At 70.1% G+C, this 19,030-nt stretch carries 23 protein-coding genes, 1 tRNA gene and 1 riboswitch; of the genes, 4 read left to right on the top strand and 20 right to left on the bottom strand.

What is annotated here, in order from left to right:
- Positions 1 to 165: 165 nt before the first annotated feature.
- The 15 genes from OP04_RS09255 to OP04_RS09185 form a co-directional block, all read right to left on the bottom strand.
- A complete protein-coding gene (locus OP04_RS09255) occupies positions 166 to 561 on the bottom strand; it encodes a hypothetical protein (RefSeq protein ID WP_033339160.1) in 396 nt (131 codons plus the stop codon).
- Between the two features lie 454 nt (positions 562 to 1,015).
- Positions 1,016 to 2,596, bottom strand: coding sequence for a YfjI family protein (locus OP04_RS09250; protein ID WP_033339159.1), 1,581 nt, complete (start codon positions 2,594 to 2,596; stop codon positions 1,016 to 1,018).
- Complete coding sequence (locus OP04_RS09245; protein WP_033339158.1) at positions 2,593 to 3,477, bottom strand: bifunctional DNA primase/polymerase; 885 nt, start codon at positions 3,475 to 3,477, stop codon at positions 2,593 to 2,595. The genes OP04_RS09250 and OP04_RS09245 overlap by 4 nt, the downstream gene beginning before the upstream one ends.
- Before the next feature lie 29 nt (positions 3,478 to 3,506).
- Entirely contained in the window at positions 3,507 to 3,866 is a 360-nt protein-coding gene (locus tag OP04_RS09240; RefSeq protein ID WP_033339157.1) for an RRQRL motif-containing zinc-binding protein, read from the bottom strand.
- Positions 3,866 to 4,147 carry a hypothetical protein gene (locus tag OP04_RS09235; RefSeq protein WP_051797326.1) on the bottom strand — a complete coding sequence of 94 codons (282 nt, stop codon included), beginning with the start codon at positions 4,145 to 4,147 and terminating at the stop codon, positions 3,866 to 3,868. The genes OP04_RS09240 and OP04_RS09235 overlap by 1 nt, the downstream gene beginning before the upstream one ends.
- A gap of 13 nt (positions 4,148 to 4,160) precedes the next feature.
- The gene (locus OP04_RS09230; protein ID WP_033339156.1) at positions 4,161 to 4,835 is read right to left on the bottom strand and encodes a hypothetical protein; all 675 of its coding nucleotides are present in this window, start codon (positions 4,833 to 4,835) and stop codon (positions 4,161 to 4,163) included.
- 16 nt (positions 4,836 to 4,851) lie between these two features.
- Complete coding sequence (locus tag OP04_RS09225) at positions 4,852 to 5,199, bottom strand: hypothetical protein (protein WP_033339155.1); 348 nt, start codon at positions 5,197 to 5,199, stop codon at positions 4,852 to 4,854.
- A 159-nt stretch (positions 5,200 to 5,358) separates the two neighbouring features.
- Complete coding sequence (locus OP04_RS09220) at positions 5,359 to 7,347, bottom strand: P-loop NTPase family protein (RefSeq protein WP_085066330.1); 1,989 nt, start codon at positions 7,345 to 7,347, stop codon at positions 5,359 to 5,361.
- Positions 7,348 to 7,361: 14 nt separating this feature from the next.
- Positions 7,362 to 7,730: a hypothetical protein gene (locus OP04_RS09215; protein ID WP_232323519.1), complete on the bottom strand. Its 369-nt coding sequence runs from the start codon at positions 7,728 to 7,730 to the stop codon at positions 7,362 to 7,364.
- A gap of 22 nt (positions 7,731 to 7,752) precedes the next feature.
- Complete coding sequence (locus tag OP04_RS09210) at positions 7,753 to 8,334, bottom strand: hypothetical protein (RefSeq protein WP_033339152.1); 582 nt, start codon at positions 8,332 to 8,334, stop codon at positions 7,753 to 7,755.
- The gene (locus OP04_RS09205; RefSeq protein ID WP_157239581.1) at positions 8,327 to 8,635 is read right to left on the bottom strand and encodes a hypothetical protein; all 309 of its coding nucleotides are present in this window, start codon (positions 8,633 to 8,635) and stop codon (positions 8,327 to 8,329) included. Before OP04_RS09205 ends, OP04_RS09210 begins: the two co-directional genes overlap by 8 nt.
- 139 nt (positions 8,636 to 8,774) lie before the next feature.
- Positions 8,775 to 9,881, bottom strand: a complete 1,107-nt coding sequence (locus OP04_RS56770) for an ABC transporter permease (protein ID WP_408606718.1) — start codon at positions 9,879 to 9,881, stop codon at positions 8,775 to 8,777.
- Positions 9,878 to 10,231: a hypothetical protein gene (locus tag OP04_RS09195; protein WP_157239579.1), complete on the bottom strand. Its 354-nt coding sequence runs from the start codon at positions 10,229 to 10,231 to the stop codon at positions 9,878 to 9,880. Before OP04_RS09195 ends, OP04_RS56770 begins: the two co-directional genes overlap by 4 nt.
- A complete protein-coding gene (locus OP04_RS09190) occupies positions 10,231 to 10,647 on the bottom strand; it encodes a hypothetical protein (RefSeq protein ID WP_157239578.1) in 417 nt (138 codons plus the stop codon). Before OP04_RS09190 ends, OP04_RS09195 begins: the two co-directional genes overlap by 1 nt.
- The gene (locus tag OP04_RS09185; protein WP_033339148.1) at positions 10,647 to 10,862 is read right to left on the bottom strand and encodes a helix-turn-helix domain-containing protein; all 216 of its coding nucleotides are present in this window, start codon (positions 10,860 to 10,862) and stop codon (positions 10,647 to 10,649) included. Before OP04_RS09185 ends, OP04_RS09190 begins: the two co-directional genes overlap by 1 nt.
- A 182-nt stretch (positions 10,863 to 11,044) precedes the next feature.
- Here OP04_RS09185 and OP04_RS09180 point away from each other — a divergent pair, with 182 nt between their 5' ends.
- Together OP04_RS09180 and OP04_RS09175 are read left to right on the top strand one after the other, a co-directional pair.
- On the top strand, positions 11,045 to 11,365 hold the full coding sequence (locus tag OP04_RS09180; protein WP_033339147.1) for a putative quinol monooxygenase: 321 nt from the start codon (positions 11,045 to 11,047) through the stop codon (positions 11,363 to 11,365).
- Entirely contained in the window at positions 11,362 to 12,606 is a 1,245-nt protein-coding gene (locus OP04_RS09175) for a helix-turn-helix domain-containing protein (RefSeq protein ID WP_157239575.1), read from the top strand. Before OP04_RS09180 ends, OP04_RS09175 begins: the two co-directional genes overlap by 4 nt.
- Here the strand turns inward: OP04_RS09175 and OP04_RS09170 are convergent.
- The 3 genes from OP04_RS09170 to OP04_RS09160 all read right to left on the bottom strand — a co-directional run bounded on the left by OP04_RS09170 (position 12,597) and on the right by OP04_RS09160 (position 14,575).
- Positions 12,597 to 14,105 (bottom strand): tyrosine-type recombinase/integrase, encoded by a 1,509-nt coding sequence (locus OP04_RS09170; protein WP_051797467.1) that lies wholly within the window; start codon positions 14,103 to 14,105, stop codon positions 12,597 to 12,599. The two genes, OP04_RS09175 and OP04_RS09170, sit on opposite strands and share 10 nt — an antisense overlap.
- 80 nt (positions 14,106 to 14,185) lie before the next feature.
- Positions 14,186 to 14,258: transfer RNA gene (locus OP04_RS09165), tRNA-Arg, on the bottom strand.
- A gap of 56 nt (positions 14,259 to 14,314) precedes the next feature.
- Positions 14,315 to 14,575, bottom strand: a complete 261-nt coding sequence (locus OP04_RS09160) for a hypothetical protein (protein ID WP_033339144.1) — start codon at positions 14,573 to 14,575, stop codon at positions 14,315 to 14,317.
- Between the two features lie 32 nt (positions 14,576 to 14,607).
- On the opposite strand from OP04_RS09160, the gene OP04_RS09155 reads away from it, so the two are divergent.
- Complete coding sequence (locus OP04_RS09155) at positions 14,608 to 15,717, top strand: serine hydrolase domain-containing protein (protein ID WP_033339143.1); 1,110 nt, start codon at positions 14,608 to 14,610, stop codon at positions 15,715 to 15,717.
- On the opposite strand, the gene OP04_RS09150 is transcribed toward OP04_RS09155, so the two are convergent.
- Positions 15,700 to 15,909 (bottom strand): RNA-binding S4 domain-containing protein, encoded by a 210-nt coding sequence (locus OP04_RS09150; protein ID WP_033339142.1) that lies wholly within the window; start codon positions 15,907 to 15,909, stop codon positions 15,700 to 15,702. The genes OP04_RS09155 and OP04_RS09150 overlap by 18 nt on opposite strands.
- A 50-nt stretch (positions 15,910 to 15,959) precedes the next feature.
- Positions 15,960 to 16,052: riboswitch (ZMP/ZTP riboswitch) on the top strand.
- 20 nt (positions 16,053 to 16,072) lie between these two features.
- Between OP04_RS09150 and OP04_RS09145 the strand changes: the two genes are divergently transcribed.
- Positions 16,073 to 17,494 (top strand): glycine hydroxymethyltransferase, encoded by a 1,422-nt coding sequence (locus OP04_RS09145; protein WP_033339141.1) that lies wholly within the window; start codon positions 16,073 to 16,075, stop codon positions 17,492 to 17,494.
- A gap of 684 nt (positions 17,495 to 18,178) precedes the next feature.
- On the opposite strand, the gene OP04_RS09140 is transcribed toward OP04_RS09145, so the two are convergent.
- Positions 18,179 to 18,979 carry a class I SAM-dependent methyltransferase gene (locus tag OP04_RS09140; RefSeq protein ID WP_033339140.1) on the bottom strand — a complete coding sequence of 267 codons (801 nt, stop codon included), beginning with the start codon at positions 18,977 to 18,979 and terminating at the stop codon, positions 18,179 to 18,181.
- Positions 18,980 to 19,030 lie beyond the last annotated feature (51 nt).

Below are 19,030 nucleotides of genomic sequence, written 5' to 3'. Positions count from 1 at the left end.
TGGCTTTGTCCCGGAGTGTCACCGCAGGTCACGGTAGTCACATATCTGTCATGGCGGTCACGGGTGGCTGCGGTGAGCCACGGTTCGCGCCACGAACCGCACCACGGCTAGCACGCGAGATCGACAGAAAACGACGGTATCAGTAGTCACCCTGAGTGCGGGCGACTACTTAAAGACCCCGATGAGGCCGGTGACGGTGCCGATGACCCCGCTGACCGTTGCCAGCTTCGCTGAGGCGCCCGTCCAGAGACCTCTCGTCTTCTCGCGCCAGCTGAGCGACCACCACTCGTTGCCGAACTTCTGCCACTTGTGCTGCCTCAGGTGGCAGCCAAGGATCAGGCCCGTCGAGTTGTTGCGACAGAACTCGACACCGCTCGCCCGAACCCGGTTCACGGCGCCGCAGTAGACCGGCGCCTGGAAGAGGACGTAGAGGATCAGCAAACCTACGAGCGCGAGGTAGATGCCGGGGCCGAAGGCGTTGCTGCCCAGCGAGAGCAGAAGTACGGCGAGCACGCCATAGCCCCAGTACCGCCACAGGTTGGACTTTCTGCGAGATGCCACGAATGCGAAGAGTATCGATCAGTGCGCGGAGGGTGAAGACGTCTTAAATCGATCATCGTGATGAACGGCGTGGTCCTTGTCCCGTTGACACGTCGAGGCGTCCGAGGCAGATCGCGCGCGGCGCAACTTGGCGCCTGCGGGGTGAACGAGCATCAAGGCGGAGTGAGAAAGGATGCCGCGAGGTAGGCAGTAGCGGCCCGGAGGGCGGCCCTTTGAGAGCGCCGTAGAGCCAAGATCTGTCGATGCCGGGTATGGCGGCATGCATCGAACTGTCTTGGGGCTCTGAGCGGGGTTATTTCCGTAGAGCCGCTGACACCGTTGACACGATGACAAGTCGGGCTTCAATCGGCGTCTCCGCAGTTCAGCACCGGTTCTACGGTGTCAACCGGGCCGTTGACACCCCGATGACAGCCGTTGACACCTGCAGGTCGGTGTCAACGGTGTCAACCAGGTGTCAACGGGCATGGTTGACACCCTCCCGGATAGCCTGACCTGCGGTAAAGGCGCTATCGAGGTCGTCTGTCAACGTGTCAACCGCTTCGAGCAGTTCGGCGGCGCGAGGGTGTGTCTCCCAGCGCCCGTCGCGCTGACGAACCCAGCCGAGTTGCGCGAGGGTGTCGAGCGCGGCAACGACCTCTGCGGCGCGGGGCAGCTGCTTGTAGACGCTGCGCTGGAGCTGGCGGACAGTGAATACGTCCCAGCCCTTGTCGACCAGGCGGCCGATCACGTACCGAGCCGGGACGGTGGCCTTGTCCGCGACGATCGTCTGCCGGGCCGCGGTGTAGTGCGCGACGAAGAACTCGGCCAGCTTCACCGCGTCGGCCATCGTGCCGGCCTCAACCGGCCGCCGCCACGCGTCGGCGGGGTGGTGCGCAACGTGCAGGAGGCCAGCAAGCCGGATCGTGGTGCCGGCGAGCTTGTTCGCCCACTCGCGCATGTCCCGCAGCGTCCCGCCCGGCCGGAGTCGGCGCTCGATTTCGGCCGCGGCGGTCGCCCGGATCCGTGCCGCGTCATCGGTGAGCGTGACGACCGCGGGACCGGTCCACTCGGCCAGCACCGCGGCGAGATCATGGACCTGGGTGGTGTACCGGGCGCGCACGTCTTCGGGGATCGGGTCGGGTTCGGTCTCGCGCCAGCCGGCCAGCGACGCCGGCAGCACGAACAGGAACCGGGCGACCAGGCCGCGGCCGGCGAGGTCGTCGTTCCCGCCGAACTTCCGCAGCACCGAGGGCTGGATCATGACGCCCACGGTGAGCGCCGGGCGCGGGATGAACTCGCCCTCGCGGTTGTGCCGGTCGACGCGGATCGGCCTGCCGACGTGACCCTTCAGGTACGGGTCGAGGTTCGGCGTGCTGGAGTACCGGCCGGCGAGCATGTCGAAGACCCCGCCCTCATCGGAGATGACCGCCATCCGGCCGCCGTTGTCGGCCATGAGCGAGACCAGCTTTTCCGGGGTGGCGTCGTCGGCGAACAGGCGCGGGAGCGTGGGCACGGTGATGGCCTCGGCCGCGAGCGCCGCGGCGAGGGCTTCGGCGGTGGCGTCGTCACGCTTGTCCGAGGTGGCTTTCGCGGCGACGTTCTTGGCGTGCTCGGCCTGCCGTGCCGCGATGTCTTTCAGCGCCGCCGCTTCGGCGACCGCGGCGCGGGTCCGGTCGCCGAGGGTCGCCTCGGCCGTTTCGAGCGGGTCGGTCAGCGCGCCGTGGACGGGGCTCTTGCGCTCGCCGGGCTCGGCGACGACCGCGAGGAACAGGTTCACCGGCTCCCGCCAGCCCGGCCTGGCCTCCACGTCGAGCCGGCCACCGGCGCATGCCGATAGCACCGCGAGCGCGACCCCGCCAGCCATCGCGACGTCGGTCTGGGTGAACCGGGCCGTGGCCCTGACCATGTCGCCGAGCCAGCTGGGGAGCACGTCGACCGGGAACGGCGGCGGCGCCGTGGTCGTGGTCAGCGGTACGGGCAGGTCCCAGCCTCCGGTACCCGGGCCGGGCTGGTCGGCGGGTGCCGGAACGATCTGGAGCCGGGCCGGGGTGGTCACAGCGCCACGCCCTCAGCGCGGAACCCGCCAGCGATCGCGGCCCGGATCTCCCGCTCACTCTGCCCGGCCTCACGACCCGCACCGGTGAGCACGGCTTCCGCGTCCGTGGAGGTGAGGCATCCGGCAGCAACCATTTTGGCGACGCCGCGGGCAACGCCGTAGAGGGTGGTGCGGCGGCGGCCCTCCCCAGCGGTGCGCACGCGGTGCAGGAGCGCGTCCAGGAGCCGATCGGGGTAGGAGATGCCCCCCGCGCTGGCGAGGGTCACCGGATCGGTTGCTGCTCCGGACGGCGCGGGAGTCGGCTCCGGAGCGCACGCGGTGACAAGTGCGGGGGGCATCTCCTCCACCGGCCACCCGCCGGGCGCCCACCGGTACGGGCATCCGGTGCCCTGGTGGATCGAGGGCGGGAGCACCGCGTACCCACCGTCACCGCGGACATCGATACCCGGCCCGAGCATGGATTGGCTGCACGGAATCGGCTGGCCGGGGTGGGCGTAGTACAGGTGCAGGCCACCGGACCCGGTCAGTACCCGCGCGGTCGGTGGCAGCATCCCGGTCTGGATCAGCGTGAACAGCGTGCGGGTGCCGCCGTGGGCCGGGTCGACGTCCACCACGACCAGCCCGGACGGTGCTCCGGTGCGGACCGCGAGCTGACCGCGCGGGACCGCGGCGACGATCGCGGCGATGCGCTGCGGGTCGCGGGTCGCGGCGTAGAAGCCGTGGCAGGCCAGGCAGGGGCAGGCTTCCCGGTCGTGTGTCGGGTCGACCTCGGCTTTCGGGCAGGCCGGGCAGTTCGCGACCGGGCGCTTGGAGCGGCCGAGCACGAAGACCGGCCAGCCGTGGTCGGCCGCGTTGAGCGCGGCTTGTAGCAGTGCAGGCATGGGAGACCTCCGATCTAGAAGCGGGGTAGTCAGACGTTCGCGCAGGTCAGGCACTCGCCGAGCGACCGTGGTATGTAGTAGGCGCGGACCTTCGTGCAGGTAGGGCAGGTCCGGCGGGCACGCAGCGCGGCCCGGATCGCGCGCTGCTGCGCCGGCGTCGCGGTGCGCTTGGGGCGGGCGAGGTCGATCCGGTAGAGGTACGCCACCCGCGTCCCGCCGATTCCGGCCCACATCACCTGCGCCGCAACGGGCTGTCCGCCGGGTCGCAGGCCGCGGGCGCGTAGCTGGCGGGTGGTGGCGTAGCCGTCCGGGGCGCCGCGCCACCAGAAGGTCGGGATGCCGTGCCGGACGCCGTCCGGGTCGTGGAAGGTGGCGCGGATGCGGGCCATTACGCGCCCCGCTTCTGCCGTGCCGTGTCCAGGTCGACCAGCGTCGCGCCCGCGGCTGGCGTTGGCTGTTTGTGGCGCGTGCTGGTCGACGCGGCGACCGCGATGCTGACCCGCACGTAGAGGCGGAATCGGCCGGTGTCGCCGGCGCCGTCGAGCTGCCGGAGTGGGGAGCGGTAGATCAGCCGGCCGATGTGCTGCCACGCAGCGAGCGCTGCGTCCAGCTCGGTGGTGGTGCCGATCAGCCAGACCTCCAGGCCGACCGGCACCTCTCCGTTCGACATGATCGACGCCCGGCTAGTCGCGCAACGGCCCGAACGGGCCGTCGAGCGGACTGGTCAGTGACCAATGGTTGTCGAAACTCGCGTAGTGGCTGAACCCGTGCCCCGCCGGCTTGCGGCACTGAGCCCCGAACCGGCGCGCCTGACAGCGCGGCTGGCCATCACCCGTCAACGGCTCCAACTGCACATCGGCTGAAGTCGTTGCGTGCGTGGATGCCGGGTCCGGAACCTCGGGAACGTCCAGGATGTTGTAGCCGCCGCGCTCTCGGTTGTGGCGCAGCAGCGGACCGTGCTCCGGCCGGCACAGCTCATGAAGAACCGTGTAGATCAACCGCGGGCCGAACCTGTCCGGGCCGATGGCCTCAACGACGGACGCGAACTCCCTGGCGAACGTCGTCGGCCTGACGTGCCGGACGCCGTCCGCCCGAGCATCCTCGATCGCCTGCCGGAAAATCGCTCGAACCTGATCCGTGCTGAGCTGGGGTCCAGTCCGGCTGTCCGGCGCGCTGGTCGAGTCGGTGCTACCGACAACCGGCATGCGCATCTGGACATAGGCGGAAGGGCCGCCGTCGCGGCGGGTGCGCTGCCGCAGGTCGAGGCGCGGATCTATCCCGCGCAGAACGGTGATCAGCCGGTTGATCGTGCTCGCGTCCCCGAAGATGCGGACGTTCAGGTCGGGTGAGTCAGTCATGTCTGTGTCCTTCCGTTCAGCGAAGCCAGAACAGGGCACCGGCGCCTGCGGTCAGCAGCGCGAGCGCGACCGGGATCGCCGTATGCGGTGCGGGCCGCCACCTCAGCCGGTGGTGGATGACGGCGCCGATGTAGAACGCCCACGCGACAGCGGTGAACGTGGCCGCGGCGAGCGCGAGGCTCGCGAGACGCGGGAGCCACCACACGGACCAGCGGATCGCGATCCCCGTGGCGATGGCGAGCGCGGCGAGCATGAGGAGCGGTAAGACCGCGCGACGGACGATCGCGGCGGCGAGGAACCAGCGCCACATGCGTCGCCCGAACTCGTCGGCGGCGCCTCGGCGGGCCTGCCGGATCCAGTTCATGGGGTGCTCACTCTCCGGTGATGTTCACGGATTGCACGGACTTCACGTTTCATGGACTTCACGGACCTCGCGCGTACGCGCACGCGCGCGTTGGGGGCCGCTGGCGGGTCCGCGCGTGAAACGCGTGAAGTGCGTGAAACACGCGCGGACCCAGTTGCGCTACGTAGCCGAACCCGCCAGTGCGGGCTCGCGGTCGGGGTCGTCGAGGATCTCGTACACCCCGCGGTCGGCGGCGCGGCGCAGCAGCGGCCCGCGCTCCGGCCGGCAGAACTCGCCGAGAATCTTGGTGATCGTGGAGGGCGCGAGCCCGTTCTCGCCGACCACGTCGAGGATCGGGGAGAACGACGACGGCTTGACGAACCGGGTGCCTTCGTCGCGGGCCTGGAGGATGGCCTGCCGGAAGATCTCGCGGGCCTGGTGCGGAGAGAACGTCTGCCCCGCGGACGGCTCCAGCGACAGGTCGATCCGCGGCCGGTCCGGCACCGTGATCGGGGTCCGCGGGTCAGGGTCGGGCTCGCAGCCCGGGTCGATCTCCAGCGGCGGGCACTCCGGATCGTCCACCTCATCGGCGCCCGGGTCGTCGACCGGCTCGCCGGGCTCGCCCGCCGGCACCGGCAGCGCCGCCGGCTCCGGGCCGGGGTCGCCGGGGGTGGCCTCGCCGATCGAGGTCAGGTAGGCGACCAGCTCGGCGAGCACGCCGTCCCGGTCCGGCTTGTACGTGCGGGCTGGCAACGACCAGTCGTCGCGGCCGGTGCCGGGCAGCTCGGCGTAGAGCGCGCCGGGCTTCTCGTTCTTCCACGACGGGTCCGCGCCCGCGGCGATCGTCTCGTCCGAGAGCACGTAGCTGGCCTCTCCGACGTTCTTGACGCCCATGCAGGCCGCGCCGCCGATCGTGGAGCGGACCGAGGTCGGGATCCGGTCACCGGTGGCGCGCTGCAATCCGAGCAGCATGAAGATCCCGACCGACCGCACCGACTCCGCCAGCTCGACCAGCGTTTCCTCGCTGGTCTCGACGAACTTCGACGCCTCATCCACGATGATGACCAGGAACTTCGGGCAGTCCGGACACCCGGCCGTCCACTGCTCACAGCCGTGCTCGCCCATCTGCGCCGCCCGGCGCGCGACCTCGGGCACCACGCCGTCGAGGTAGCTCTCGGCCTCGGCCGGCTGGTGGATGAACGTGTGCACGTTCGCCCGCAGCGCCTTCGGCAGCTGCAGACCCTTCCGGGCGTCGATGTAGGTCACCAGCGCGTCCCGGCGTGAGCGCGCTTCGGCGGCGAGGTCGATCTGGAAGTCGGTCTTCCCGGATCCGGACTGGCCGAGCAGGAACATCACGCCGATCGCGTTCCGGTCGGCCTTCGGGTCACCGGGCAGGTACAGGGGCACCTGCTTGCCGGTCTGGTAGACCGCGAGCCGGATCGGCTGCGCGATCGACCCACCCGGGGCGGACAGGCCCGGCCATGCCGGCGGGTTTTCCAGCATGTCCACCGGGGAGACCTCCATGCGGCCGGTCCGCACGTTGTCGCGGTCGCTGATCATCCGGACGCCTCCCGCCGGGACGTTGAGCGCGGATGCGACCGCACGGCGGACCTCGGGCTTGGCGAGGGTGTCGAAGTCCCCGCCGGCGACCATCCCGATCGGGGTCACTACCCGGCCGTCGACCACCTTCGACTTGCCGGTCGCGCCGATGTCCTGCAACTCCCGGACCCGCTCACCCAGCTCACCGAACACACCCGGCCGGGCGTCGGTGCCGTCACCGCGCAGCAGCCGGGTCAGCGCGAGCAGCACGGATGCGCAGCCCATGACGATCAGGTAGACCATCACGGAGTCGCGCGTCCAGCCGCGGAACGTCAGCACGAACAGGCCCACGCACGACCCGCTCGACATCAGCAGCGATGCGAACCGCAGCTCGGGCTTACGCGCCCTACCGACCGCCCACGTCGTCGCCACGATCGCGGCCGCGCAGACCAGGATCAGGCCGGAGCGCCATGCGGTCTGCCACGTGTCGGCGTCGGCGTAGGCGCCCCAGACCAGCGACAGGATCCCCGAGAGGATCAGGTTCGCGATCGCGGCGACCGGCGGGACGATGTACGGCGCCGGGTTGCCCTGGACTTCGTAGGCGGCCCCGCGGGCGAGGTCCGCGCTCAACTGCCGGCCCCGCATCAGGCGGCCCGCCGCGGGCTCGGACGCCGGCGCTGGGTGACCTCGAAGTCCGACCGGCCCGCGTCCTGCTCGTCGAGCGCGACCACGAACGCCTCGAACCGGTTCTTGCACACCTTCGCGTACCCGGCCACCGCCAGCATCGCGTCCGCCGACCGGCCGATCGGCAGCGCCACCGTGCGCGCCCACATCTTCGACTTCCACGCCCCGAGCCCGTTCCGGCGCCCGTACCGCTCGATCTTCATCCGGATCAGCCCGGCCAGCTCATCGAGTTCGTCGTGACCGGCGATCCCCAGTTTGCGGATGTGCTCCAACAGTTCGATCAGGTCCTCATCGGTACGGAGGTCCTTGTCCGGCATCAAGCGAGCCATAGTCAGTTCTCCTTTTCGCAGGTCAGAGGATGTGGTGGGAGAACACGCCGTTGCGGCGGACCGTGATGACGCCCTCGCGCAGGTACCAGTGCGCCTTCGGGCCGAGCCTCAGCGGCAGCTGTGCCGGGAGCTTGCGGAATGCGGCCAGCGGGATCGACTCCGTGTCGGCGGTGATGAGGTCGCACTCGGCCATCTCGATCAGCGTCTTGTCGTTGACGCCGGCGATCTGCTTGACCTTCCGGGCCTGCGCGAGCGTGCTGCTCCGGCGTCCGTGCTCGTGGAGGAGCCGCAGCACCTTGTTCCAGGGCTCGGTCACCCGCGTCATGCCGGCCGGGGTCATGTGGATGACCCCGAAACTCGTGACCCGGACCGGTGCCCGGTGGATCAGGTCGGACCACAGGAACGGCATGTCACCGGCGGCGGTCGGCAGCCAGTACCGCACCCAGCCCCGGTCCTCCAGCGCCGCGAGGTCGTCGAAGTCGAGCGGCTGGCACTCGTTGAGGATCGTGACGACCCGGCAGTGTTGCCCGGCGAGGTCCATGTCGCGCATCCAGTTCAGCGCCCGCCACAGCTGGCGCGGCGTCGCGAAGAAGCTCTCAGCCATCGGTACGACTCCAGTTCTGGGTCAGGCGCTGCATCTCGGACAGGGTCAGGACCCGGCGACGCCAGTGCAGGAAAAACCTGCTCCGGACCCGGATCGCGGGGTGCCGGTCGAGGTGGGCGCCGATCGCGGCGGCCGGGATGAGCCGGCGGCAGTGCAGGCAGAGCCGCTGCTCCGGCTGGTCCGGGTGGACGTCGGCGGTCCGGCCGACCAGCGGCCGTGCCCGGCGGGGCAGCAGCGGGAGCGGGAGCCGGCGGGAGCGGGGGATGGTGGCGATGCGTGGCGCCACGTGGGTGGATGTCACGATGTGGGTCTCCTCGAATCGGCCGTTTCGGCGGGATCGGATCGGGAGGGCCGGAGCGTGGCCGTTCGAGGTGCCAGCCAGGGAAGGCCACGCTCCGGGACCATGCGGTGCGCGAGCGGCGACGGTGCCGCCCACCGGGTCAGTGCTCATCGGTGCTGTGGAGCAGGTGCGCGAGCGCGGCGCCCATGCCGAGCACCGCGACGGGCAGGCACGCCACTGCGGCGGTGATCGGCCACGGCGCGGTCGTCCAGCCCCACGAACTCATCAGGTGGTAGGCGACCTGGCCGAGCGCGCCGACCGCGAGCGACGCCAGCGCCGACCACTTCGCGAACCGGCGCGCCGCCGCGGTGCCGGCGATGCCGGAGAGCCAGGCCCACAGCGCGTACGCCGCGTAGGTCTCCACGCCGATCGGGAGCGTGATCGCGGTGTTCAGGTGGAAGTCGTCCACGATCCCCGGCAGCGGCTGCACCACCCCGAACCCGGACATCTGCCCGAGCTCCACCCACCCGGACCAGATCGCGACGAACGCCGGCAGGCACAGGATCAGCACCGGCCATACCGGCTTACGCCGTGCTGAACTCGCCGGTGCCGGGCTGTCAGGCGCGGTGTCAGGCGATGGGGCCGCCTGGTCGACGACAGGGGCGGCTGACTCACTCATGCCGGGCGGATCGGTCGGCACGACGCTCCCGGATGTGGCTGTGTCCGTCTCGGCGCTCGGCGTGATCTCGCCCGGTGCGGGCGGCATCGTGACCTCGGCCGCGTCCACGCTCGCGTCGACCGATCCGCCCGGCATGGGAGGGTCAGCCGTCTCGGCGTCGGCACGGGCGGGCACAGCCGCCTGGTCAGGCTGACCAGGCGTGGTGATGCTCTCGTCCGCAGCGTCGCTGGTCTCCGCGTCGGCGAGATCCGGGACGGCCGTGAGGCGGCGCGGGGACGGCGCGGCGGGCAGCTCGACCGGGCCGGCGGACTCGCCGCTTGCCATCCTCAGCAGCGAGGCACGCAACGCCTCCCGGTGTTCCGGCGCCAGGTCGCCGCCGGTGAACATGCTGCCCACCAGGTCCCAGTTGATCCGCGCGAGCGCGGTACGGATCTCGCCGGCGCGGTCGGAACCGATGTGGAGTGTGTTCTTCAAGAGGTCTCGCGGCGGCAGCGCGCCCAGCTCGATCGCCACATCCAGCGCCGCGGGCAGCAGCGGCAGCACCTTGGCCGAAACGCCGGCCTCTTCCAGCACGGCAGGACTGCTCATGCCGCCACCTCCGGCGAAACGAGCAGGTGAAGCCGCTCCGTGGTCGCCTGGTCGAGCGCGGTATCGATGCTGACCGGCTCACTGGCGTTGAGGTGCAACTGCCAGCCGCCCCAGGTGATCCAGCTCGCCTTGAGATAGCGGACGCCGTCCGTGACCTCGGAACCTGCCTGACCACCGAGATATGCCGACCACGCCTGACCGTCAGCGATCCGGTCGAACGTCAGCGCCAGCACCCCAGAGCCGATGTCACCGTGAAAGCGAATCGATCGAGGCATCGGCAGTTCCGCCATCAGTGAGATCCTCGCGAGCATCACCCGCGGGTCAGAACGCTTGCCGGTGTCGACCGTCATCACGCCACCGCCCGCAGCTGCGAAGTCGGCCGCACGATCGCGCTGAGCGTGGCCCGGACCGAATCGTCGTTCGTGTGGAGCACGCGGGCGATCTGGCTGGGGCTGAGACGGCGCGTGTGCAGCAGCTCGATGGCGGCCCGGCGCTCGGCTCGGGTGAGGTTGACGCGCTCGCCGCGGCAGGCCCGCTCGACCGCGATCTCGTCCACGTAGAACCGGTCGGTCTCGACCTCACGGGGCAGCTCGAACTCCACCACCACGCGCTCGTCGTTCCTGATCGTGAGTTCCCAGCACGTGATGCACGGGTCCGCGCCGGGCTTGCGGTGCTGGCAGAGGCGCGTGGCGACCGGCAGCAGCGGGTGGTTGGCGGGGAACAGCCGGCGCACGCAGCGCACGGACACTCGATGGCGGTTCGTCATCAGGCCGCGCTCCCGAGCTGGTCGGTCGGGTCGTCGTCCTGCGGGTCCGTGAGGGCGTCCGTCTCCAGCTGGTCGATGGCCTTCGCCGGCACGACGTAGCGACCACGGACCTTGATCGACGGGAACTCGCCCGTCCGGATCGCGCGGTAGAGCGTCGGCTCGGAGAGCCGGAGCAGGGCCGCCGTCTCGGCGACGGTGTAGAAGCGCTTGTCCATCCTCGGTCCTCCCGTATCTGGGCAGGTCACGAGCGTCCACAGGCTGCATCTCTGTCAGCAGTGGCATGACTCGCAGTGCTTCTACGAACGTAAGCGCAGTTTTTCTGCGAGTCAAGAAAATCTGCGAATGACAGTGAACCTGCGAGTCTGGGAAGCTGGTTGCGAACGCCTAGGGAGGCAGCATGAGCAGGGGTTTTGGGCTGGTCGTCCGGTTCGAACTGCGCGACCAGGACGCAGCGGACGGCTTCGACGCGCTGGTGGCTCGCACCACGCCGGAGATCGAGCGCTTGGAGCCGGACACGCTCGCGTACGTGGTCCACACGGTCGCGGACGAGCCGCTGGTCCGCGTCTTCTACGAGCTGTACGCGGATCGCGCCGGCTTCGACTTCCACGAGCAGCAGCCGCACACGACGCATTTCCTGAAGGAGCGCGAGCAGTTCCTCAGCGGACTCAGCGTCACGTTTCTTGACGCCCAGAGCGGAAAGGGGCCGATGCGCCCGTGATTCCGGAAGAGCGCCGCGAATTCGGCGCACAGGTCGCCGGATTGCGAAAGCAACGCGGAATGACGCAAGAGGAACTCGCCGCCGCAATCGGCCGCACCTCAAGCTGGCTTTCCCAGGTCGAGCGCGGCGTTCAGCCGGTCAACCGGCTTGACGTGCTGCGCAGGCTCGCGGACGGGCTGGGCGTCTCCCTGCAGTCGCTCCGGCCGGATGCCCCGTCGCTGGAACTCGTCAGCGAGCGCGGCGAGGTCGACGATGCCGCGAACGACCTTGACCAGGCCCGATTGGTCATCTCCGGCCACCCGGCGCCGGACGTACTGCTCGCGCCACCGCAGGATGCCGTGCCCGTCAGTCTCGACGACCTGCGGTCCGCGGTCGACAACATCTGGGAGCTGACGCACGCAAGCCGATACGCGGATTTGAGCACGCTGATCGGTCCTCTTGTCCCACGGCTGGAACGGTCGGCGCGGACCGCGCCGGCGAGCGACCAGAGCGAAGTGTGGCTCCTACTCAGCCGCACCTATCAGGCTCTATCCGCAGCCTTCGTGCGCCAGGACGAGCCGGACGCGGCGTGGCTTTCCGCTGATCGCGCAATCAGCGCCGCAGAAAGGTCCGGAGAAGCGCTGCACGTCTTCGCCAGCATCTTCCGGCTGGTGCAGGCGTTCGTCCGGCTGAAGCACCTCGACCAGGGTGAGCACGCCGCCGCGACCGCGGTCAGCGCGCTCCGGCAGCACATCAGCGACGCCACCGCGCGCCCGGAGGCGCTGTCCATACTCGGCTCGATGCACCTCGCGCTGGCGCTGGTCTACGCGCGCTCGGGCAACCGCACCGGCGCCCGCGAAGAGATCACGAACGCACGGCAGGTCGCTGCGCAGCTCGGCGAGGATCGGAACGACTTCAACCTCGAATTCGGACCGACCAACGTCCAGATTCAGGCGGTCTCGATCGCGGTCGAGCTCGGCGACGCCGGCGAGGCGATCGACGTGGGCCAGAGCATTGCCTCGGACGACCTCTCCGTGGAGCGGCGCGCCCGTCTGGCGATGGACCTGGGCCGGGCCTACGCACAGCGCCGGCAGACCGGGGAGGCTCTCGCGCACCTACTCGACGCGGAAAGCCTCGCCCCGGAACTCATCCACACCCACGTCGAGGCCCGGAACGCGATCCGTGAGCTGATATTGATCGCGGGCCGGTCGGCCTCGCCCGAACTGAAGGCCCTGGCAGAGCGGGCAGACGCTCAGCCCTGAGCGCCGGCGACCACCGCGCGCTTGCCGCGCCTGACCACCACCTCGTTGGCGTCGGCCAGCAGTGCCACCGCACGGTGCGCGGTGCTGGCCGCGACGCCGTACCGCGCGGCCAGCTCGGCAACGACGGGCAGCGGGTCGCCCTCCCGGATCGCCCCGCACCGGATCGCGCCGCGCAGGTCGGCCGCGATCCGGTGGTACGGCGCCGAATCCTCAGTGACGGCGCGTTCGAGCGCCGTGAGGTCTTCCTCCACCGAAACGCCTGCGGGCAACTCCGGCATGCGCGCAGCGAGCGCGCCCGACGCCCGCTGGTCCGCCTCCGCAAGCCACGCGCTGTAGACCCGGAGCGTGGTCGTGCCGCCCCCGCTGTGCCCGAGCCGCCCCGCGACGGTCCGCACGTCCACGCCCGCGCCGATCAGCTCCGTCGCCGAGTAGTGGCGCAACTGGTGAAGGTTCTTGTCCATGCCGAGCCGCGCGCACATCCGCACGAACCGCTGTGTCACGGTGCCGGGCTTCAACCACGTGCTGCCGTCCGGCGCGCCGGAGAAGATCCGCGCGCTGGGCAGCAGTTCGGCGCCGATCGTGGCCGCGCGCTCCGTGCACAGCCGCAGGTACGCCCGGAGGAGCGCGAGCGTCTGATCGTCAAGCACGATCCGGCGCTGCTGGTGCGTCTTGGTGTGCTTCTCCCACGTCATCGCGTTGTGCTGCGCGATGCTGCTCCGGATCGTCAGCACGCCGGTGGAGAAGTCGAGCCGGTCCCACGCGAGCGCGCAGAGTTCGCCGCGGCGCGCCCCGGTGACGAACGCCAGCCAGACGAACATGCCCCAGTCCGGATCGGTCCACGCTTCCGTCGTGATCCGCGCGGCCTGGTCCGGCGTCGGCGGTTGAGGGTCGGGCTTCCCGCCCGGCAGACGCTCGGCCTGGTCGATCGGGTTCGTGCCGCGCCAGCCCCAGCGGACCGCGCGGTTGCATGCGCCGCTCAGGATGCCGTTGATCTGTTTGATCGTGGAGTCCGATAGCGGCCGGCAGACGTGCGGTCCACAGCGCCGGTCGCACTCGTGCACGCGATTGGTCCGGTGCTGGACGTACTTGCGTCCACGGCAGTGCGCGCGGCACCTCCGGAGTTCCGCGTAGAACGAGTCGAAGATCTCACCGCCGAGCCGCGCGACCGGAACCGTGCCGAGCAGCGGCCGGATGTGGTTCTTGATGTATCCCTCGTACGTGGGCCGCGTTGTTCCCTCCACCCGCAGCACTTCGAGGTACCGGTCGATCAGCTGATTCACCGTCGCCCGCGTCTTCGGGTTGCGCTGCTCGTCGAGCTGCCCCAGCAGCTTGGTCAACGCCTTCTGTGCCTCACGGTCGGCGCGCGGCCCCGGCGGGATCGTCTCGGTGAGGTCGTACCGGCGCTTGGTGATCGGGTCGATGCCCGCGTACACCTTCACCCTGAGTGAGCCTGACGGCAGCGTCTCGATGCGTCCGCGATCGCGTTTCTGAGCTGGCATGGCGCGGACGTTATGGCGCTCGTGCCACGAACCGCGCCACGCGATGATCCACTCAAAGTGGATCAAGGCTGTGACCTGGGTGCCCCCGGCAGGATTCGAACCTGCGACACACGGTTTAGGAAACCGATGCTCTATCCCCTGAGCTACGAGGGCGCGGCTGCTCATGCTACCCGACCCGTATCCCGGGCCGGGTAGCTGGAGGCGGCGCGCTAGGAGGCGAAAGCGATCCCGGTGAACGTGCCGCCGGCGGACACCTGGACGGAGGCCTCGGTGCCGTCGGGCAGGCGGAGGGTGCCCTCGCCGGTGGTGAGCAGCAGGCCGGTGATCTCGCTGTCGCTGAGGTCGAGCGTGCCGGACCAGGTGACGAGGCCGGTGGCGGCGTCGCGGCGGGTGCGGAGGCTGGCGTGTTTGACGGAGGCTGCGTTGCCGTCGGAGGCGATCAGCGTGGCGCTGCCGAGGTAGGTGCCCATGAAACGAAACTACAGCCACTACGGTCGGAGGTATGAGGGAGCGGATTCGCGCGGCGCTGGCCGCCCGCATGTCGAACGGGGAGCTGCCGGGGTACGTGTCGGTGGTCGCCGGCCCGGATTCGGAGTGGATCGATGCGGTCGGGGTGACCGCGTTCGGCGGCGGCACGCCGATGGAGCGGGATACGCCGTTCCGGATCGCCTCGACCACGAAGCCGCTCATGGCGGCGGTGGCGCTGACGCTGGTCGAGGACGGCACGCTGCGTCTGGACCAGCGGGTGGACGAGTTGTTGCCGGAGTTGGCCGACCGGCGGGTCCTGAGGAATCTGGACGGGCCGCTCGATGACACGGTTCCGGCGTCGCGCCCGATCACGGTCGAGGACGTGCTGACGTACCGCATGGGTCATGGGTTGATCTTCGAGCCTTATGATCCCGACTTCCCGATCGTCAACGAGGGCAAGCGGCTGGGGCTGACGCTGGCCGAGCCGGATCCGCGCACGCCGCACGCGCCGGACGAGTGGATCCGCCGTTTCGGCACGCTGCCGCTGATGACGCAGCCGGGCGAGGCGTGGCAGTACAACACGTCCGGGATCGTGCTCGGCGTGCTGATCTCCCGGGCCACGGGGAAGCCGCTGCCGGACGTGGCCGAGGAGCGCCTGCTGGGGCCGCTGGGCATGCGGAGCACCGGCTTCGACCTGCCGGAGGCGCAGGCGGCCCGGCTGCCGGACCTCTATCTGAGCGGGGAGCCGCGTCCCGGGTCCACGAGCGCGGAGTGGAGCGTCCCGCCGGTGTTCCCGAGCGCGGCCGCCGGTCTGGTCTCGACCGCGGACGACCTGCTGCGGTTCGGGCGGATGATGCTGGCGGGCGGCGTGCCGGTCCTGAGTCCCGGCTCGGTCGCGGCGATGACCACGAACCATCTGACGGACGCGCAGATCACGGCCGGCGGCGCGCTGCTGGACGGCTCCGGCTGGGGTTACGGACTGAGCGTGACCGCGGACGAGTACGGCTGGCCCGGCGGGTACGGCACGTTCTGGTGCAATGTGCCCGCGCGGAACACGGTCGGCATCCTGCTGACCCAGGTCGCGGACGTGTTGTGGAACGGCACGCTTGCCGAGTTCACCGACGCGCTATGCCACGACCAGTGAAATATCGTCACCTACCGTCACGATATCGCCGCGGAAGAGTTGGCGTCCCCGCCGGTTCTCCGGTTCGCCGTTGACCGTGACCCGCTCGGAACCGAGGAGATACTTCACGTCCGAACCGGCCTCGATCACGTCTGCGAGCTTGAGAAACTGCCCGAGCCGGATCATGTCGTCGCTGATGGTGACCTCACGCATGAATTCATCATCGAGCCTGGCCCTCGGCGCCGAAGCAGCGGGTATGCTCCGAGGCGGACCGTGACTGGCGCTGTCAGATGGATCAACCATCGGGGAGCGGTCCCGCCCGCACCGGGCGTCTGCCGCGCGCCTGGGCCTCTTCCACCTGTGATAGGGAGGTCCAATGTCCGAGTTGAACGCTGAGTCGACCGCTTTCCGTGCCGCGCTCGAGGTCATCCGCGCCGTCGAGCCCCGCGTGGCCGATGCGATCGCGTCCGAGCTGACCGACCAGCGCGAGTCGCTGAAGCTGATCGCGTCCGAGAACTACGCCTCCCCGGCCGTGCTGCTGGCGATGGGTAACTGGTTCTCCGACAAGTACGCGGAGGGCACGATCGGCCGCCGCTTCTACGCCGGCTGCCAGAACGTCGACACCGTCGAGTCCGTCGCGGCCGAGCACGCGAAGGCCCTGTTCGGCGCGCCGCACGCCTACGTCCAGCCGCACTCCGGCATCGACGCGAACCTGGTGGCGTACTGGGCGATCCTCGCCGACCGGGTCGAGGCGCCGATGCTGAAGAAGTTCGAGAAGCGCCAGATCAACGACCTGACCGATGCCGAGTGGGCCGAGATGCGCGCCGCGTTCGGTAACCAGCGCCTGATGGGCATGTCGCTGGACGCCGGCGGCCACCTCACCCACGGCTTCCGGCCGAACATCTCCGGCAAGATGTTCGACCAGCGTTCCTACGGTGTCGACCCGGCGACCGGCCAGATCGACTACGACGGCCTCCGCGCCAGCGCGAAGGACTTCAAGCCGGCCGTGATCGTCGGCGGCTACTCGGCGTACCCCCGGAAGGTGAATTTCCGCATCATGCGGGAGATCGCCGACGAGGTCGGCGCCACGTTCATGGTCGACATGGCGCACTTCGCCGGTCTCGTCGCCGGCAAGGTCTTCACCGGCGACTTCGACCCGATCCCGCACGCGCACATCGTCACGACCACCACGCACAAGTCCCTGCGCGGCCCGCGCGGCGGCATGGTCCTCTGCCAGCCCGAGCTCGCCGACCAGGTCGACCGCGGCTGCCCGATGGTCCTCGGCGGCCCGCTCGCCCACGTCATGGGCGCGAAGGCCGTCGCGCTCGCCGAGGCCCGCAAGCCTGAGTTCGCCGACTACGCCCAGCGGATCGTCGACAACTCGCAGGCGCTGGCCGAGGGCCTGATGAAGCGCGGCGCCACCGTCGTCTCCGGCGGCACCGACAACCACCTGGTCCTGATCGACGTGCACGGCTTCGGCCTCACCGGCCGCCAGGCCGAGCAGGCCCTGCTCGACTCCGGCATCGTCACCAACCGCAACAGCATCCCCAACGACCCGAACGGCGCCTGGTACACCTCCGGCATCCGCGTCGGCACCCCCGCGCTCACCACCCGCGGCCTCGGCACCGCCGAGATGGACCAGATCGCCGACCTGATCCACACCGTCCTCACCCAGACGACCCCGGACGCCACCTCCAAGGCCAAGTTCACCCTCGACCCGGCCATCTCCGGCCGCGTGTCGAAGCAGGCCACCGAGCTGCTGGCCCCGTTCCCGCTCTACGGCGCCGTCACGCTCTGACCAGCCACAAAGCGGCCGGCTCTTCCGGAGGAAGAGCCGGCCGCCCCCTTTCCCCAACCCAGAATTCCAGATTTCCCACTCCCGGCGTGCCCCCTTCCCGCGGCTCCCGCGGCCGCGGATCCGTGGCTGGTCACCAAAGACCCGCCCGGTGGTCCACCGCCGGATTTCTTCGTCAGCCCGGCCTGCCGACCGGCGCGGCGATCAGCGTTGCGAGCCGAGCGGCCGGCACCGTGAGGTGGGTGCGCCGCCGGATCCGGCCGGCCGGCTCATGCCGGTGCACGGCGGCATCCCGGCGAGACGCGCGCAGCCGTCGAGGTGAGGCTGGAGTGGCGCCCGTGCGGGGCGGTCGCCGGCTTTCGTTGCGGTGTTGACCTGGGCCCCGTGAGTTTGTGTCATGACAATTCATCGATGCATTGTGGAGAATGGGGCCGGCGGCGGCGGAACCGGCTCCCAGCAGGGTGAATGTCCGCGGGAGTGGCTATTGATTTCCACTTGTGGTGATTGTGGTGTGGGTTTCTGTGGGGCTCTGCCCATTCGGTTCTGATACGCGTACCGGCTGGATTTGAATGCATTTTTGATGGACTATGTTCGACGGAACGCCGTTACAGCTTCTCGCCGGCATCGGGCCCTCCCCGCACCACCTGGCACCGGTGCCGGCGAGAACCGGCAGGTGACCCCGCGTGCTCAGGCGCGGCAGAGGATCTCGCCGTGGAGGATGCTGAACCAGGCGTCGGGGGAGTCCGACCAGGCGCGCCAGCCGGCGGAGAGGCGCTGCAGGTCGGCGGGGGTGGCGGTGCCGGCGGCGAGGATCTGTCGGGCCATGTCGGACTTGACGATCCGGTCCGACCAGAGCGCGCCCCACCAGCGACGATCGTCCTCGGCGGTGTAACACCAGACGGACGCGCCGGGCGTGATGTCGGTGAAGCCGGCGGCGCGGGCCCAGGAGAGCAGACGTCGGCCGGCGTCGGGCTCGCCACCGTTGGCGCGGGCGGTGCTGCGGTAGAGCGCCAGCCACTCGTCGAGCTCGGGGACCGCGGGGAACCAGGCGAAGTGCTCGTAGTCGCTGTCGCGCGCGGCGACGATGCCGCCGGGCCGGCAGACGCGGCGCATCTCGGCGAGCGCGCGGACCGGGTCGGCGACGTGCTGGAGGACCTGGTGGGCGTGGACCACGTCGAACGCGTCGTCCGGGAAGGGCAGCGCGTGCACGTCGGCGGTGGTGAAATCGACCGTGCCCACGCCCCGCGCCGAGGCCTCGGCGCGGGAGAGCGCCAGCGCCTCCTCGCTGATCTCGGTGGCGGTGACGCGGCCCGGGGCGACGAGCGCGGCCAGGTCCATGGTGATGGTGCCGGGGCCGGCGCCGATGTCGAGCAGCGTCTGGCCGGGGCGCAGGTGGGGCAGCAGGTAGGCGGCCGAGTTGTCCGCGGTGCGCCAGCGGTGGGAGCGCAGGACCGACTCGTGATGACCGTGGGTGTAGACGGCTGACATGCCTCGACGATAGACCCGGAATCTCGTTATGCGAGAAGCATCTCTCATATA

Origin of the sequence: Catenuloplanes japonicus (genome assembly GCF_000717135.1) — a bacterium.
In the GTDB taxonomy this organism is placed as follows: domain Bacteria; phylum Actinomycetota; class Actinomycetes; order Mycobacteriales; family Micromonosporaceae; genus Catenuloplanes; species Catenuloplanes japonicus.
Note: the sequence above shows the minus strand (reverse complement) of the source record. Positions and strands in the feature narration are given on the sequence as shown.